This window comes from Lactiplantibacillus sp. 30.2.29, assembly GCF_018991255.1.
Taxonomy (GTDB): Bacteria; Bacillota; Bacilli; order Lactobacillales; family Lactobacillaceae; genus Lactiplantibacillus; species Lactiplantibacillus pentosus.
Genome location: NZ_JAGYGU010000037.1, coordinates 14,447 through 27,812, shown reverse-complemented (window position 1 = coordinate 27,812; position 13,366 = coordinate 14,447). Strand labels below are relative to the sequence as shown.

The window sequence follows — 13,366 nt, the reverse complement described above, 5'->3', positions numbered from 1 at the left end:
TATTTTGGCCATCGGTCATTCCTTAATATCTTTAGTATACGTGCTGAACCTCAGACTAGCAATTATTTGAACCAAGCCACCATTCGATCAAACCAGGTTTGGTGATGACCAGTTTGGGCCATCTTAACTACTTTAGTAACCGTTGGCTTAGGTGCTGGAGTCGTTGGTTTGGCCGGAGTTACCGGCTTGTCGGTATGATACTTAACCGTGCTGGTCTTGTCCTTACCGTTAGAGGCTTGGTTATTCCAAGTATAGGTCTGACCTTGCTTGGTCAACTCACGATCAGCTTTGTCGCTTGGCAAACTCGCAACAAAGCGTGTTTTAGTTTGCTTACCAGCATACTCAGCGATTTTATCAGCTTTTGGCGTCACGGTTAGCTGACCGTTCTCAAATTTGACTGTGAAATCAGCGGTCACATCTTTAGTGTAAGTCAATGTCGCTAGTTTTTCCTTAGTCATTGTTTTAGCATCAATCTTGCTAGTCTTTGATGTTGACTGATCATCAGTCTTAGCTGACGAACTAGCACTCATTGCGGTTGAGGACTGGTCATCGACCTTAGATGATGAATTGGTATCGGTTGTTGTGGTATCAGCTAGATAGACTTTCACCGCTTTCAAATCAACTTTCGCAGCTTTCGGCAGTTGATCAGTATCGGTCATATACTGAGTTTCACCTAAATTGTTATACTGATTGAAAATGTTGAAAGGCACGGTTTTGGCGTTGATAATATTGGCATTGGCTACGTTATCGGCTAACTTGCCGTCCTTGGTTTCGACCTTCTTAGCGATCAAATCAGGGTCTTTTTCAGCATTATAATCAACGTTATTGGACGTTTGATTGCCCTTAGCGACTTTATTATGCCAAACGTAGTCGCCATCTTTCTTCGTTAGTTGACTATCAGCTTTTTCCTTAGGTAGACTCGCCGCAAACCGCACTTTCGTTTGTTGATTTTTAAACTCAGCTTTCTTACCAGCTTTCGGCGTCACGGTTAACTTACCGTCCTTATAAGCAATCGTAACATCGCTGGTCACGTCTTTCGTATAGCTCAGCCCCGTGAGCTTATCAGCCGTCATGCTAAAGGCGTCGGCCTTCCCATCGCTCATCATCACCTTGATCTTACTGGTATCAACTTTCGCAGCTTTCGGCAATTGATCGGTATCTGTTAAATCGTCAGTATGTGAGTTGTTATCGTACTGATTGAAAATATCAAAGTAAACGTCCTTACCCGTCAAGATATTAACGTTGTCACTCGTTGTTGCAAGCTTGCCTTGGGCATCTTCCACGCGCTTAGCCACCAACGATGGTGAGAGCTTCTCAACTGGGTTACTTGGTGTGTTTGAATCTGTCGTTACATCATTGATTTTGGTGGTGAAATTGTTCTTGACCGTCACATTGTCGGCATTGACGGTTGTGACTAACTTAGCTTCTGGTACCGCATAGGCCTTGCTCTTGTCGGCATTCATCGTCTTTAACAAGTCCGCTTTAGCGGTATAAGTGACCGTTTGACCGTCAACCTTTACGTCCCAATTCTTAGTATTAGCTTTGACGGTTTCCGCCTGGTTGACTGTGAGTTCTTTTTGAACCTTATCAGTCAGCACATAACTCTTAATGTCATCAGTTCGATTAGCTGGCAAATCAGAATTGGTTAGCGGATAAGTCAAGGTATCGCCCTTATCCACAGTCTTACCATTAATGGAAGCTGTGTCCTTCCCCTGATTATCACCGGCAGTGACATCTTTATGATTACTTGGGGTGACCATCAAATCAGTTAATTGGTAACTAGCCGTTTCTGCTTTAGGCTTGGTTGGGGCGACCGGTTTAGGCTTTAGCTTGATAGAAAAATCAATATTGCCAACCGCAAAATAATCATCAGATTGATAAGGAGCTGACCAATGGTCAATCGCTTGCCCCCACGTATAACTAAAACCACTTACATTGTCTAATCGCCGCCAAACCTGGGTCCCGGTTTCTGAATCGTCATATGCTGTATCATCATGAGCCTTATAGCTATCATCGCTAACCTTGGTCACCTTATCACCATAAATCGTCTTTACAGCCTGGCCATCAAATTTAACATATTGACTGGCATCTAAGTCGCCCATACCAATTAGGGCTTCCTTTAAAGTGACCAGTTTGCCCGAAGCATGATCATAAAAATTGACCTTATAATGCCCATACAAATTAGGGGTTGCTAAATTAGCGCCCATCGCGTATTTGCTTAAATAAGCATATGCGGAAGTCTTTTGGTTATCCAATTTATCAACTGTAAATTTAACATCAACTGGCTTGCCTGTTGAAACATCAACGAATGGTGATTGATATGTGAATGTTGACCCAACTTTCAAGACTACCCACGTGCCATTTTTATTATCAACACTGCTAGTGGTACTGCCACCCTTATACGTTTCTAGGAAAGTCTTAAATTGCGCGGCTGTCATCTTACTAACGTTGCCATAATCCAGCTTCATTTTATTAGTCGAGTTAGAGACATACGTCACATTAGCGGGATTATTACCAATCAAGTCTTGTAATGTCTGTTTAGACCACTGCGTACTGTTGGTATATTCCGGATCTTTCATATAAGCTTCCCACGCTGCCAAATCCTTTTGATATTGAGCCTCTGCGGTATTGTACTTATCCATTGCGGCCTTTTGCGTCGCCGTCACTTTGGCTAATGCGGTCGCTTGGTTGTTGTAATCTGTCGCAATATCTTTTTGCGCTTGCGTCGCTTGGCCACTCGTTGCGACCGAATTTTTAGTGGCCTTTTGCGTCACGTTAACGCCGGCCGCTTTGGCTTGTGTGACCGCGGTTTGAAGGGCTTTATCATCAACGTTAACTTTCAACCCGTTAGTTTGACTACCGTTCCCAGTGCTATCAGCGCGTGCTGTCATGCCACGCTGGTTACCAACTGCGACTAATGGGGCTATCGTCAAGGTTAAAGCTGACAAAACTAACATCTTCTTACCATAAAGCTTTACTTCTGCGGTTATTTTGGGATTCATCGTCCACCACTCCTCTTTTTTAATTGAACTATTCTGCGCTCGTGCTGGTTAAGTTGCCTTGCACCACCTCCCGCATTGACCCCGTCGCATTACAAGTAAACAACGTGACCATGGCTTGTTTAGGTTGTTGATATAACACGCTAGTGCTGACTGGACTACCGTTAATATAGGTCTGGTTAGGGGTAACTGCTTTTTTACCAGTCAACAGCCGGTTAACCCGGTAGTGATAAACCTTGGTAGCACTAATCAAGTTCACCGTCGCACCCATTTCAATTAGGGGCACATTTGAGAATAGCACCCCCGACATCGTCATATTATGACCAGCTAACACGTAATTGCCTTGTCCCATCTGCTGATGGGCAAAGTAAGTTGTCGCCCCTAAACTTAACGTATATTGATTCGTCCCTTGATAAATCGGTAACGCTAGCCCAATTGAGGGCACTTTCACGTAGGCCACTTGCTGACCTTCTAAGCCTACCTTTTTGGCTTTACGCTGGGTTTTCAATAGTTGTTGATAATCCTGATTAGTGACACCGGCGTTGTTATTTTCCGTATAGCGCTGCGGTAGCGTCTGGCTCTGACTAGCTTTAGCTACTCGCCCTGTTCGACCACTCACCGTTTGCTTTAACTGCCCTTGTAATTGCCGATTGCTTTTACGTCCCAGTCGCTTTTGCGTCTGCACATACTCAGTGGTCATTTCATGAGCTTGGTACTGCGCCCAGCCCCATATCCCGCCGCCAATCAGTACGATTAGACTGACGATACCAATTAAAGCCGACCACAGCTGATGTTGCTTAATCCATTTCATCACTCACACCTACTTTTCACTCGTTTTTTTAGCCGCTGATTTGGCGGTGGCTTGGGCTTTAGTTAATTGCGCCTTAGTTTGACTAGCCTCTGCCTGTGCCGTTTTTTTATCCTGCTGTGCCGCTGAAACTTGTCCTTTTAAGGCCGTATTATGTTGACTCAATTGATAATATTGCCGGTTTAATGACGCTGTATTCGATTGGGCTTGCCGCAATTGTTGTTGATTGGTTGTTAAGGCTTGGGCCACTTGTTGATGATCGTGATAGGCCCACAAGCCACCACCACCCAGTACCGCCAATCCCACCGCAGTTCCTAGGCCCAAACCCACTTTCTGTAGTGTCTTAGGCTGTGGCTCGCTCTCAACCGACTTAGCTGGAGTTGGTTGTTGTTTAGTTGCCAATTGCGCGGCTAATAGCTGCTCTAACTGACTACTCGCCGCCGGCGGTTGAACCTGCCCGGATTGTTGCTTCAGCTGCGTCAATTCCGTTGTTTGCGTTTGTAACAGTTTTTGCAAGTCTGCTTTTTCCTGGGTAACTGTTTGTTTCTCAGATATCGTCCGATCTAACTTGTGCTCCAGCTGTTGGACATCAACTAAGTTGAATTTGGCGCGATCAGCACTGGCTTGGGTTTCAACCGCATTTAGATGCACTTTCGTCACTTCTAAGGCGTATTCGTCCAACTTTTTGGCCAGATTCTGATAAACCGTCCCGGCAATATTTTGGTTATTGGCCACCAATTTCCCAACACGGCGGTTATAATCCGCTCGCGTTTGCTGGTCTAATTCATGCTTTAAGCTGGCCAATTGTTGCTTTAAAACTGTCTGCCGAGCTTTCAGTTCACTAGCATAGCGCTCGTTAGCGTCGTGCACGGCCTTGGTATCTAAGTCTTGCTTAGTCGCTTGCACTTGTTGCTCATACTCAGCTTGGCGTTGCGTCACGGCCCGTTCGGCGTCCGCTTGAATTTGTTGCACGTCAACGTCACACTTAGACTTCAAATCGGCCAATACCTTAGCCTCGGTTTGGGCTTTACTTTGGGCCACTTGAGCTTGGATTGTTTCCCGCAAATCGGCCTGCGGATCATGTTGGGCCTGATAGTCCCGTAACTGTTTAGCCACCGCTTGCCGCTGTTGTTCGCTATAACTCACTAAGTCCTGTGTTGCGTCGGCATTGAGCCGTTGTTCGAGTGTGCGCAAGTAAGTATTGCTATGGCGCTTCTTTTGTTCAACTTGATAAGCGACGTATTGTTGATCGGCCTCGGGCACTGCCGCCAAATTTTGCACCTTAAACTGGGGCACTTTTATTTGGCCAATCCGAGACGGCTTAGGTATCACCGGCATTTTTTCCGGTTTAGCCGTTGAACTACTTTCCGCTTGACTGGTTGGTTCATTAGACCCAGCTTTACGCTCACCTGTACGATCACCCGAACTGGTTGGCTGACTCGTTGTGTCCCTCGCTGATGTAGCTGCTACCGCAGGTTTTATTTTTGCTGGCTTTTCTATTTCAGCTACCTGACTGGCTGGCTTATTTTCTGTGTCACTGGTTGGAGTGTTCACGGCGGTCTCAGTGGTAACTGGTTGAACCATCTCATCTAACCCTGCATACCGGACGTGAAAGTCATCAGCCTCAGCTTGGGCTTCACTTGGTACTAAGGCCACAACTTGTTGATCGGGATTGGCGGCTTGATAAGCCGCCATAAACTCACTGGCCCAAGTCCGCTTATCATCATAATCAATGTCCGCAAACTCTGGTGCATTGAAGATACTGTTGACCACGGCCCCGGTAAAATCACGATAGTCACGATCTAAAGTAAATTGCCCCACCCGCACATAGGGCTCATATTTAAACCCCCGACCAGCTGCTTGCCGTTGTAACACGGTAATCGTTTCAAAACTCATGGGGTCCCCTTGGTCAATCACGTGCTCCCGTAGGCGTTGGAACAACTGACAAGCCACGTTCAACGTCATCAATGGTAGTTGCTGGATAATTCCTGACCGGGCCACGCGTTCTTGTTGGCCCAATTCTTCAATCAACTCAACTACAACGGCATCGTGCCGTAATTTTTGACTATCCCCCTTACTAAATTCCAGTACAAATGGCTCTTGTAACTTCGCGCGTTTTTTAAATAATGCCATGTTGTTAACTCCTTTCAAACTTGCGGGTTATGTATTAAACGGGGTAGTAACGTCTTCGTTACCCCCGCTACTGCCCCGTTTAGAAAATCCTCACATCTAACTGCCGAAGGAACCTTGCGAATACGTCTTCGCTAAGGTTGCGATCGCTGAAATGGCAAACAAACCAATCACTGAAATAATGATCCAAATTAGGTGACTCTTGATCTTGTCACGTAGCCGATCACCACCCCAGGCCATCAGGGCAAAACACCCCGCACCAATCGCGATAGCGCCGGCAAACCCGACAATTTGAAAAGCATTCGTCACCTTCTTCATAATACTTTGCGTGTTGCTAACCGCATCTAAGCTCAGTAATACTTTTAAATACCCCGTCACTGCGGCCAATTTGAAACTAGCTAACCATGTTGACATCGGTCTTCCTCCTTTCCATAACCCCGAGTTTACGTGCTCCGCCAGGTCACGGCGTAACCCTGCCCTTTAACGGGCTTCAATAATGACCTTTAAATCACCAAAGCGATCCTTTTGCCCTTGAAAGACCCCTGGCCACCGGCCGACAACTCGGACTAAATAGTGATATTTAGTTACTTGGGTCGCATCTTGTTGTAATAGCACCCGCGCTAGCGCCGCTTTAATTTTGGCATTCAACATATACGCAATTGGCCGGGCCCCATTGGTCACATCAAAACCAATGGTCGCTAGGTATTGGGCCACCTCGGGACTAAAATCGACTTTTAATTGCCGCTGCGCTAACGTCGCTTTAAATTCTTTTAAATACTTGGTCGCAATCGCCAGACCAATCTTTTCATCGAGCATATTGAAGATAATCTTGTGTTCGATACGGTTCACAAATTCTGGTCGAAATTCATTCTTCAACGCTTTTTCTACCACAGCTTTAAACTGCAATTGCCGTTGTTCGCCTTGTCGTAAGTGGTTGAATTGTTGTTGATCGTTAACCACTTTAGCGGCCAAGTTCGTCGTCATAATAATGATCGTGTTCTTAAATGAAACCAGTTGATCATCACTATCATGTAAGATGCCATCTTGGAGCACTTGTAAAAATAAGTCTTGGACATCATGACTGCCCTTCTCAATTTCATCTAATAAAACGATGGCAAAGGGTTGGTGCTTAACCGCTTCGGTTAAGGTTCCCCCAGCGTCAGCGGTCCCTAATAAGCGGTGCACCGCGTCTTGGTCGTTATATTCCGACATATCAAACCGAATTAAAACGTCGGGCGACCCAAACATGGCCTGAGCGAGTTGTTTAGCCGTTTCCGTCTTACCCGTCCCTGGCATACCCAAAAACAGAAACGAACTAATGGGCTTAGTCGGATCTTGGAACCCCGCAAAATACAACGTTAGGGCATCTAAGACCCCTTGAATGGCTTGCGGTTGGCCCTTAATATTCTGATTGAGCCGACGTTGCACATCATTGAGCTGGGCTTGTCGATTCTTCATAATCTGATGTAAAGGAATGTGCTTGCGCTGTTCAATGACCTTCGCCACTGTCACTGGCGTCACGGCTTTCAGGGCATGGGCCTTCGCATACGCACAACTTTCATCTAATAAATCAAACGCCTTGTCCGGTAAATAACGATCAGGTAAATACCGCACGGCATAATCCACCGCCGTCTTCGTTGCGGTCGCGTCAATGGTTAAGTCATGGTAAGCTTCGTAACTAGCCTTTAAACCGCCTAGAATCTGATAACTAGCTAACACACTCGGTTCAGCTAATTGAATCACATCAAACCGTCGGGCTAACGCCCCGTCTTTTTCCAAATAACGGTGATATTCTTTCGTCGTGGTCGCACCAATTAACGTGATTTCGCCTCGAGCCAAGGCTGGCTTTAAAACGTTACTAACATCTAGGGCATTGTCACCATCACTGCCAGTGCCAACAATCGTATGAATTTCATCAATAAACACCATCGCCCGACTAGCTTGTAATTCCGTGAGTAAAGCTTTAAAGAGACCCATGAAGTTCTGATCACTTTGCTTTAACTGGGCCAGTTCCAACACATAAATGGGCTGAGCTTGTAGCTCGGGGGGCACTTGTTGCATCACAATCCGCTTAGCTAAACCTTCAATTAAATTGGTTTTACCGACTCCCGGTGGCGCAATCACCAGCGGATTCCGTTTATTTTTGCGACAAAGCGTCTCCACCAACTGTTCAATTTCCTGATCGCGATCAATGGTTTGATACTGATCAGGATTAGCTGCGACCACTTTAGTCAAGTCTTGGGTATACTCCGTCAACAAGCTCATGACTATAACCCTGGTAGTGAATCTGCTGCTGGTGTGTCGTCAACCTCTTCACGGGTTAATTTGTCACCATCGGCGCCAAAAATTGTCGGCTGATTAACAGTTTGTTGATTAGTCGGTTGTTGTTCAAAATCAGTGGCCGTAAATGGTTCGGGGTGCCCTTGACTTGGTAACGCTGATGGCACATTTAACTTGGGGGCCGCTTGATCAACTTTAGTGGCGCTAGCCAGGTGATCTGCCACCGCGGTTCCAACCTTTTCCGGGTCAAAGTCTTGGGTTTCGTCAACTGACTGTAAGTGTTCTCCTGGCTTATCTTTATCGATTTGATCAGTGCTGGTAGCCGGTTCGGTTCTCTGGTCTGGTGCCATTTTAGGCTGATTATTAACTAATTCATTTGTACCTGCTGGTATCTTTTCCCGTGCCTCACCAGTTAGCGTCAATACCTGTTTTTCTTGCAAAGCTTGTAAGACTTGATCAACCAGCGCTTGATCAACTGGTTTTTGAAAAATCAATTCAACCGGGGTCTCAAAAGGAATTAATTGCCCGGTTAGGCGCAAGTCTTTACGTTCCCCCCAAGTAATCCCCGTTAGTTTCATCGTTGTGATTGACATGCTTATAACCCCCGTTCTTTCAATTGTGATAACCATTGCTCAACTTGTTTAGTGCTCGTAAAACCTTTGGCTTCAATTACTAACCGTCCAGTTTCCTTTTGTAACGCGTCTTCTTGGGCTCTAAACGCTGCTTGAGCCTTTAGCAGACGAGCTTGTTCTGATTTAATATCAATGATACGTGAACGTCGATTACTCATGACAAACACTTCCTTAATTTTTTAAATAATTGAAATTGATCAAAAGTTTGCATATCAAAGGTCAATTTGGTATACGGTCCAGCCTTAGTCGGTTGTAATTGGGCATTCCAATCCTTGGCCCCTGACCATTCCACCAAGTTTTGACACGTTTGGTGGGGCGTGATTAGCCGCATGTGTTGGAATTTTTCAATCAAGGCGCGCCCTGCCACATCATTGTCCGGTGCCAAATGTAAATAGGCCGGTAACGCCGGTTGGGTGAGCAGGTAATCATTAATGGTCTGCATCTTGGCACTGGCCCCACTCAAACTCAGTAACTGACTGCCGCTTAACTCCCGGGCGTACATTTGCCAGTACGACAGTAAATCGATTGGTGATTCGAAGACGTACAAGTGTCTAAACGGCCCTCTAAACCGAACATTAAACCCGTAATGTGGCTTGGAACCGGCTTTAATCTGCTTTAACGAGCCATGTTTGGGGTAACGTTGTCGATTGATCACCGTGCCTTGCACATCTTGGCCCACCAAGGTGCCGGCCGCATCAAACCAGTTAAAAATCACATTGTGGTAGCCATCACTGCCTAATAGGCCTTGCCGCGCGGCAAAGGTAATTAATCGTGAATCCAGATGCCGATACTGCGTCAGATAAGCCATGCCAGCCGCATCTAACGGCGCTACCGGTCCCACCGCTGACTTCGTGGGATAGTCAGCTTTCACTGCGACTTTTTGCTGGGGATTAGTCTTGGTAAACGCTTTGATTCTAAAGTGCATTTCACGGTCACTAATACCGTAATAGGCCTTAATGAATTGACTCAAATTACCAGCTAAGCCTTGGCTGTTCCAAATAAAGTAATTTTTGCGGGTATCAATAATTAATGAATCGTGTTCCTGTGAGCGTAAATACCGGCCTTCATGTTTAAAGGGCAACCCAGCATAGCTAACGTAATCCGCAAGTTCTAACGCCATAAAAAAGACCTCCTTTACCAGTAAGGATACTTACTACTGATAAAAGAGGTTGAAACCTGTTAATTAATGATTTGTTAATCCTGCTTATGTGTGCTAACCAAAGAGGCTTACTACTACTTGTACTTGTCAAAATCAAATTTTAGTTTGCCAGCTTCTAACTTCAACTTGGCACTAAATGTTTTTCCCGTTTTCTTACTCTTAAACCCTTTGAGCTGGGCTGTCTCACCAGTCTTGATCAGTTGTTTAATGGCACTTATTGGCAATTTTTTGCCACTCCATTGTTTGGGCAACGTAAACTGACACCCCTGCTGATAGTTGGAACACCCATAAAACTTGCCACGATCTGAAATCTCACCCGTTTTACATATTGGACAAACCCCAACAGCGGCCTGCGCTTGCTGTTTTTGTTCCACCTGTTGTTGGGCCACCAATTGCGTCTGTAAGTCCGCATTCTGGGCAAACTGCTCGGGAACTTCTTTAAGCAATTTTTTGATTAACAACTTAATCTGGCCTAAAAAGTTTTCCGGCGTGCGCTTTTTCTCACCAATTTCTTTTAAAGCTAGTTCCCATTTAGCTGTCATTGACGGACTCGTTAACAATGGTTCTAACGCTACCGCTTGGCACAGTGTCACGCCAGTGCCACTAGCATGTAGCTCATTTTTCTTCGTAACTAAATAGTGCCGCCGTTTCAGCGTTTCTAACACATTGGCACGCGTCGCTTCGGTGCCAATTCCCTCAACATCTTTTAACACCGCCGCTTCGTCTGCGTCCAAAGTCTTCCCGGCTGTTTTCATGGCTGTAATTAAGCTTCCTTCGGTAAACGGCTTCGGTGGCGTGGTCTGTTTCGTCGGGGTGGTTAAGACAGCTTGTACCGTTTGACCAGGCGTGACCACGGGTAGCGTGTCTTTCCCCTGCTCCACTGATTTTGCCTTGAAGAGACGTTGCCAACCAGGATTGATTGGGACTTTGCCCACTGATTTAAACAGTGCTTGTCCGACCTGCGTCGTGATGGTCGTTTCTGTATATTCATAAGGCGCCGCAAACATGGCTAACGTGGTTTTTAACACCAAATCATAGACCTGGCGTTGTAAGACGGGTAACTTAGCCAATTGCGCTGAACTAGGCACCACTTTCGTCATAATAATCGCGGGGTGTTCCGTCACCTTCTGACCATTGACATAGCGCTTTTGCGGCGTGGTCTGTGGTAAAGCCATTTTTTCAGGCAATAATTCTTGGTAATGATCCAGGTTCGCCGCCAAGTAATCAAACTCTTGCTTCGTAAGGTACTCACTATCAGTGCGCGGATAAGTTAACCACTTGGCTTCATATAAGGCCTGCACCGCCGCTAGGGTTTCACTCGCACTCGCATGAAACCGCTGGTTAACCGCACTTTGTAGACTAGATAGTGAAAACAGCCGGGGACTAGGGGTCTTTTTGACGATGTTTTGGACATCTTTAATTAAAGCTGTCTGTGGGCCCCGCTGAACGTTTTTAGCCTGCATGAATATCATTAATCCTTTTTCGTCTTTAAAACGCTGATAGGGGTCTAATTTTGCCTCGAATTTTTGCTGATTGGCTAAAATTTCAGCATTTAGTTCCAAGTAGGGTTCCGGCTTAAAGTTTTTGATCAGTTGATCTCTTTGATAGACCATATATAGCGTTGGCGTTTGGACGCGACCAATTGAGTACACCCCCGACAACCCATGTTGCCGTAATAACAAGGTGTACAGCGGACTAGCATTCATGCCAACAAGCCAATCACTGATCTGTCTGGTCTGGGCTTCTTGGTAATTCGGATAAAATTGCCACCCATCTTTCAATTCGCGAAAGCCCGCGATAATGGCTTCTTTTTCCAAACTGTTGATCCACAACCGTTGCATCGTTTTGTGTTCGACATCAATTTGAGCTTGTTTCATGATCGACCAAGCGATATTTTCACCTTCACGACCATTATCACCAGCCACAATTATCGTATCAGCCCGATTTAATAACGTCTTGACCACCTGAAACTGCTTTTGCTTGTCCGCAATAACTTCGAATTGATAGGTGGTTGGAAATATTGGTAAATTGGCTAAAGCCCAATTGCGATACTTCGCATCATATTTTTCTGGCGGGACGAGTTCGACCAAATGACCCAACGCGTGTGTCACTAGCGTATCATTGGGTAACACTGGATCACTAACCTCATAGTAACCCGACTTTTTCTGACTCTTTTGAAAGGCCGCCACATACGCCCGGGCCTGGCTGGGCTTTTCTGCTAAAATTACCGTCGTCATAATTTGCACTCCTAACATTAATTTAATCCCAGCTTACCAGCCTAACGACCTTAGCGTTGAACTCAGCCTCCCAAAAGATTTTTTATGAGTAATGATGCTTGCATTACAGCACGCACTGTACTAAAGTAACAGTCGTATTAGATTATTTCCCCAAAATAATTAGCAATCCTTTTTGTACAAAGATAAGTTCTAGGTACTATATGTTCTACTCCGACCACTCATAACCCCCATTATGAGTGGCTTTTTGGTCTTAGAACGACCTTTTAGCCACTGAAATGTTTCTTGCAAGTAACCGGTTGTATATTGATTGCTAAATTTAGCAATATACGTTATTTTAAGAGTGCCAAATCTTCTCCTGTTTTGGCATTGCGGTATATAACCTAATCAATTTTTTACACAATTTCCGCTGACCGTTCTTAATTTCCATTACGAGCGGTCTTTTTTTGTGTCACAACAAATCACAGAAAAATTTTTGTCCATAATATCTATCTGGCCTTACTCGTGGTCTACGGGACGGCTAGAATCTAAATAACACCCTAGTCTAGCCCAGCCCTAAGCAACCATCGCTCGCGTTCCCATTGCTTCAAAACCTAATCCAACCGTGCTATAATATAGGCATAGAAAAAGGAAGTCCTGCTAGTACAGGGCTTCCCGATATAGAGCCGTTTAAGACGGTGACTCGCATTTTATTAAATAACCGCTAGCTCGTCACAGCTAAGGCGGTTATTTTTTTTGCTGACTTTTAATCAGCTCAACAATTAATGCAATTAAGGCTACGATAAAGGTACCGAAAGCCAGCATTAATTGTAAAGCGCCCGAAACGGACACTTGGGCTACTCCTTTCCTGGAATTTGGGTTGGCTTATTAGGTTTACACCATAAGCACCACCTCCAATACTGGAAATAGCCACCGCCTTAACTTCTCTACTAGCATAGTATAACATAATGCACGCTGTAACTACCGATACTACGGTATTCACAGCGTGCATTTTAGCTAATTTATCCATTGTCTAATTGCTTGTTCATAATGTCTATCTGGCTGTACTTGTGGTCTACGGGACGGCTAGGATTTAAATAACACCCTAGTCTAGCCCAGCTCTAAGCAACCATCGCTATCGCTTC

10 protein-coding genes are annotated in these 13,366 nt (G+C 45.3%); all 10 read right to left on the bottom strand.

Annotated elements, in window-relative coordinates:
• Positions 1–62: 62 nt before the first annotated feature.
• Positions 63–3,002 (bottom strand): isopeptide-forming domain-containing fimbrial protein, encoded by a 2,940-nt coding sequence (locus KGF65_RS14835; RefSeq protein WP_216788225.1) that lies wholly within the window; start codon positions 3,000–3,002, stop codon positions 63–65.
• Between the two features lie 28 nt (positions 3,003–3,030).
• A complete protein-coding gene (locus tag KGF65_RS14830) occupies positions 3,031–3,810 on the bottom strand; it encodes a class A sortase (RefSeq protein ID WP_216788224.1) in 780 nt (259 codons plus the stop codon).
• Positions 3,811–3,819: 9 nt separating this feature from the next.
• On the bottom strand, positions 3,820–5,940 hold the full coding sequence (locus KGF65_RS14825) for a hypothetical protein (protein WP_216788223.1): 2,121 nt from the start codon (positions 5,938–5,940) through the stop codon (positions 3,820–3,822).
• A gap of 96 nt (positions 5,941–6,036) precedes the next feature.
• The gene (locus tag KGF65_RS14820) at positions 6,037–6,351 is read right to left on the bottom strand and encodes a hypothetical protein (RefSeq protein WP_216788222.1); all 315 of its coding nucleotides are present in this window, start codon (positions 6,349–6,351) and stop codon (positions 6,037–6,039) included.
• A gap of 66 nt (positions 6,352–6,417) precedes the next feature.
• Positions 6,418–8,202 (bottom strand): AAA family ATPase, encoded by a 1,785-nt coding sequence (locus KGF65_RS14815; protein ID WP_216788221.1) that lies wholly within the window; start codon positions 8,200–8,202, stop codon positions 6,418–6,420.
• A 2-nt stretch (positions 8,203–8,204) separates the two neighbouring features.
• A complete protein-coding gene (locus tag KGF65_RS14810) occupies positions 8,205–8,810 on the bottom strand; it encodes a hypothetical protein (protein ID WP_216788220.1) in 606 nt (201 codons plus the stop codon).
• A 2-nt stretch (positions 8,811–8,812) separates the two neighbouring features.
• Positions 8,813–9,007 carry a hypothetical protein gene (locus KGF65_RS14805; RefSeq protein WP_076661454.1) on the bottom strand — a complete coding sequence of 65 codons (195 nt, stop codon included), beginning with the start codon at positions 9,005–9,007 and terminating at the stop codon, positions 8,813–8,815.
• Positions 9,004–9,969 (bottom strand): DUF3991 and TOPRIM domain-containing protein, encoded by a 966-nt coding sequence (locus KGF65_RS14800; protein ID WP_076661453.1) that lies wholly within the window; start codon positions 9,967–9,969, stop codon positions 9,004–9,006. The genes KGF65_RS14805 and KGF65_RS14800 overlap by 4 nt, the downstream gene beginning before the upstream one ends.
• 113 nt (positions 9,970–10,082) lie before the next feature.
• Positions 10,083–12,245 (bottom strand): type IA DNA topoisomerase, encoded by a 2,163-nt coding sequence (gene topB / locus KGF65_RS14795; protein WP_216788219.1) that lies wholly within the window; start codon positions 12,243–12,245, stop codon positions 10,083–10,085.
• Between the two features lie 723 nt (positions 12,246–12,968).
• Entirely contained in the window at positions 12,969–13,046 is a 78-nt protein-coding gene (locus KGF65_RS14790; RefSeq protein WP_076661461.1) for a putative holin-like toxin, read from the bottom strand.
• Positions 13,047–13,366: the final 320 nt, after the last annotated feature.

Coding starts and splice junctions, on each gene's coding strand:
- KGF65_RS14835 (WP_216788225.1), bottom strand. CDS start 3,002: ATGAATCCCAAAATAACCGCAGAAGTAAAGCTTTATGGTAAGAAGATG.
- KGF65_RS14830 (WP_216788224.1), bottom strand. CDS start 3,810: ATGAAATGGATTAAGCAACATCAGCTGTGGTCGGCTTTAATTGGTATC.
- KGF65_RS14825 (WP_216788223.1), bottom strand. CDS start 5,940: ATGGCATTATTTAAAAAACGCGCGAAGTTACAAGAGCCATTTGTACTG.
- KGF65_RS14820 (WP_216788222.1), bottom strand. CDS start 6,351: ATGTCAACATGGTTAGCTAGTTTCAAATTGGCCGCAGTGACGGGGTAT.
- KGF65_RS14815 (WP_216788221.1), bottom strand. CDS start 8,202: ATGAGCTTGTTGACGGAGTATACCCAAGACTTGACTAAAGTGGTCGCA.
- KGF65_RS14810 (WP_216788220.1), bottom strand. CDS start 8,810: ATGTCAATCACAACGATGAAACTAACGGGGATTACTTGGGGGGAACGT.
- KGF65_RS14805 (WP_076661454.1), bottom strand. CDS start 9,007: ATGAGTAATCGACGTTCACGTATCATTGATATTAAATCAGAACAAGCT.
- KGF65_RS14800 (WP_076661453.1), bottom strand. CDS start 9,969: ATGGCGTTAGAACTTGCGGATTACGTTAGCTATGCTGGGTTGCCCTTT.
- topB (WP_216788219.1), bottom strand. CDS start 12,245: ATGACGACGGTAATTTTAGCAGAAAAGCCCAGCCAGGCCCGGGCGTAT.
- KGF65_RS14790 (WP_076661461.1), bottom strand. CDS start 13,046: ATGCTGGCTTTCGGTACCTTTATCGTAGCCTTAATTGCATTAATTGTT.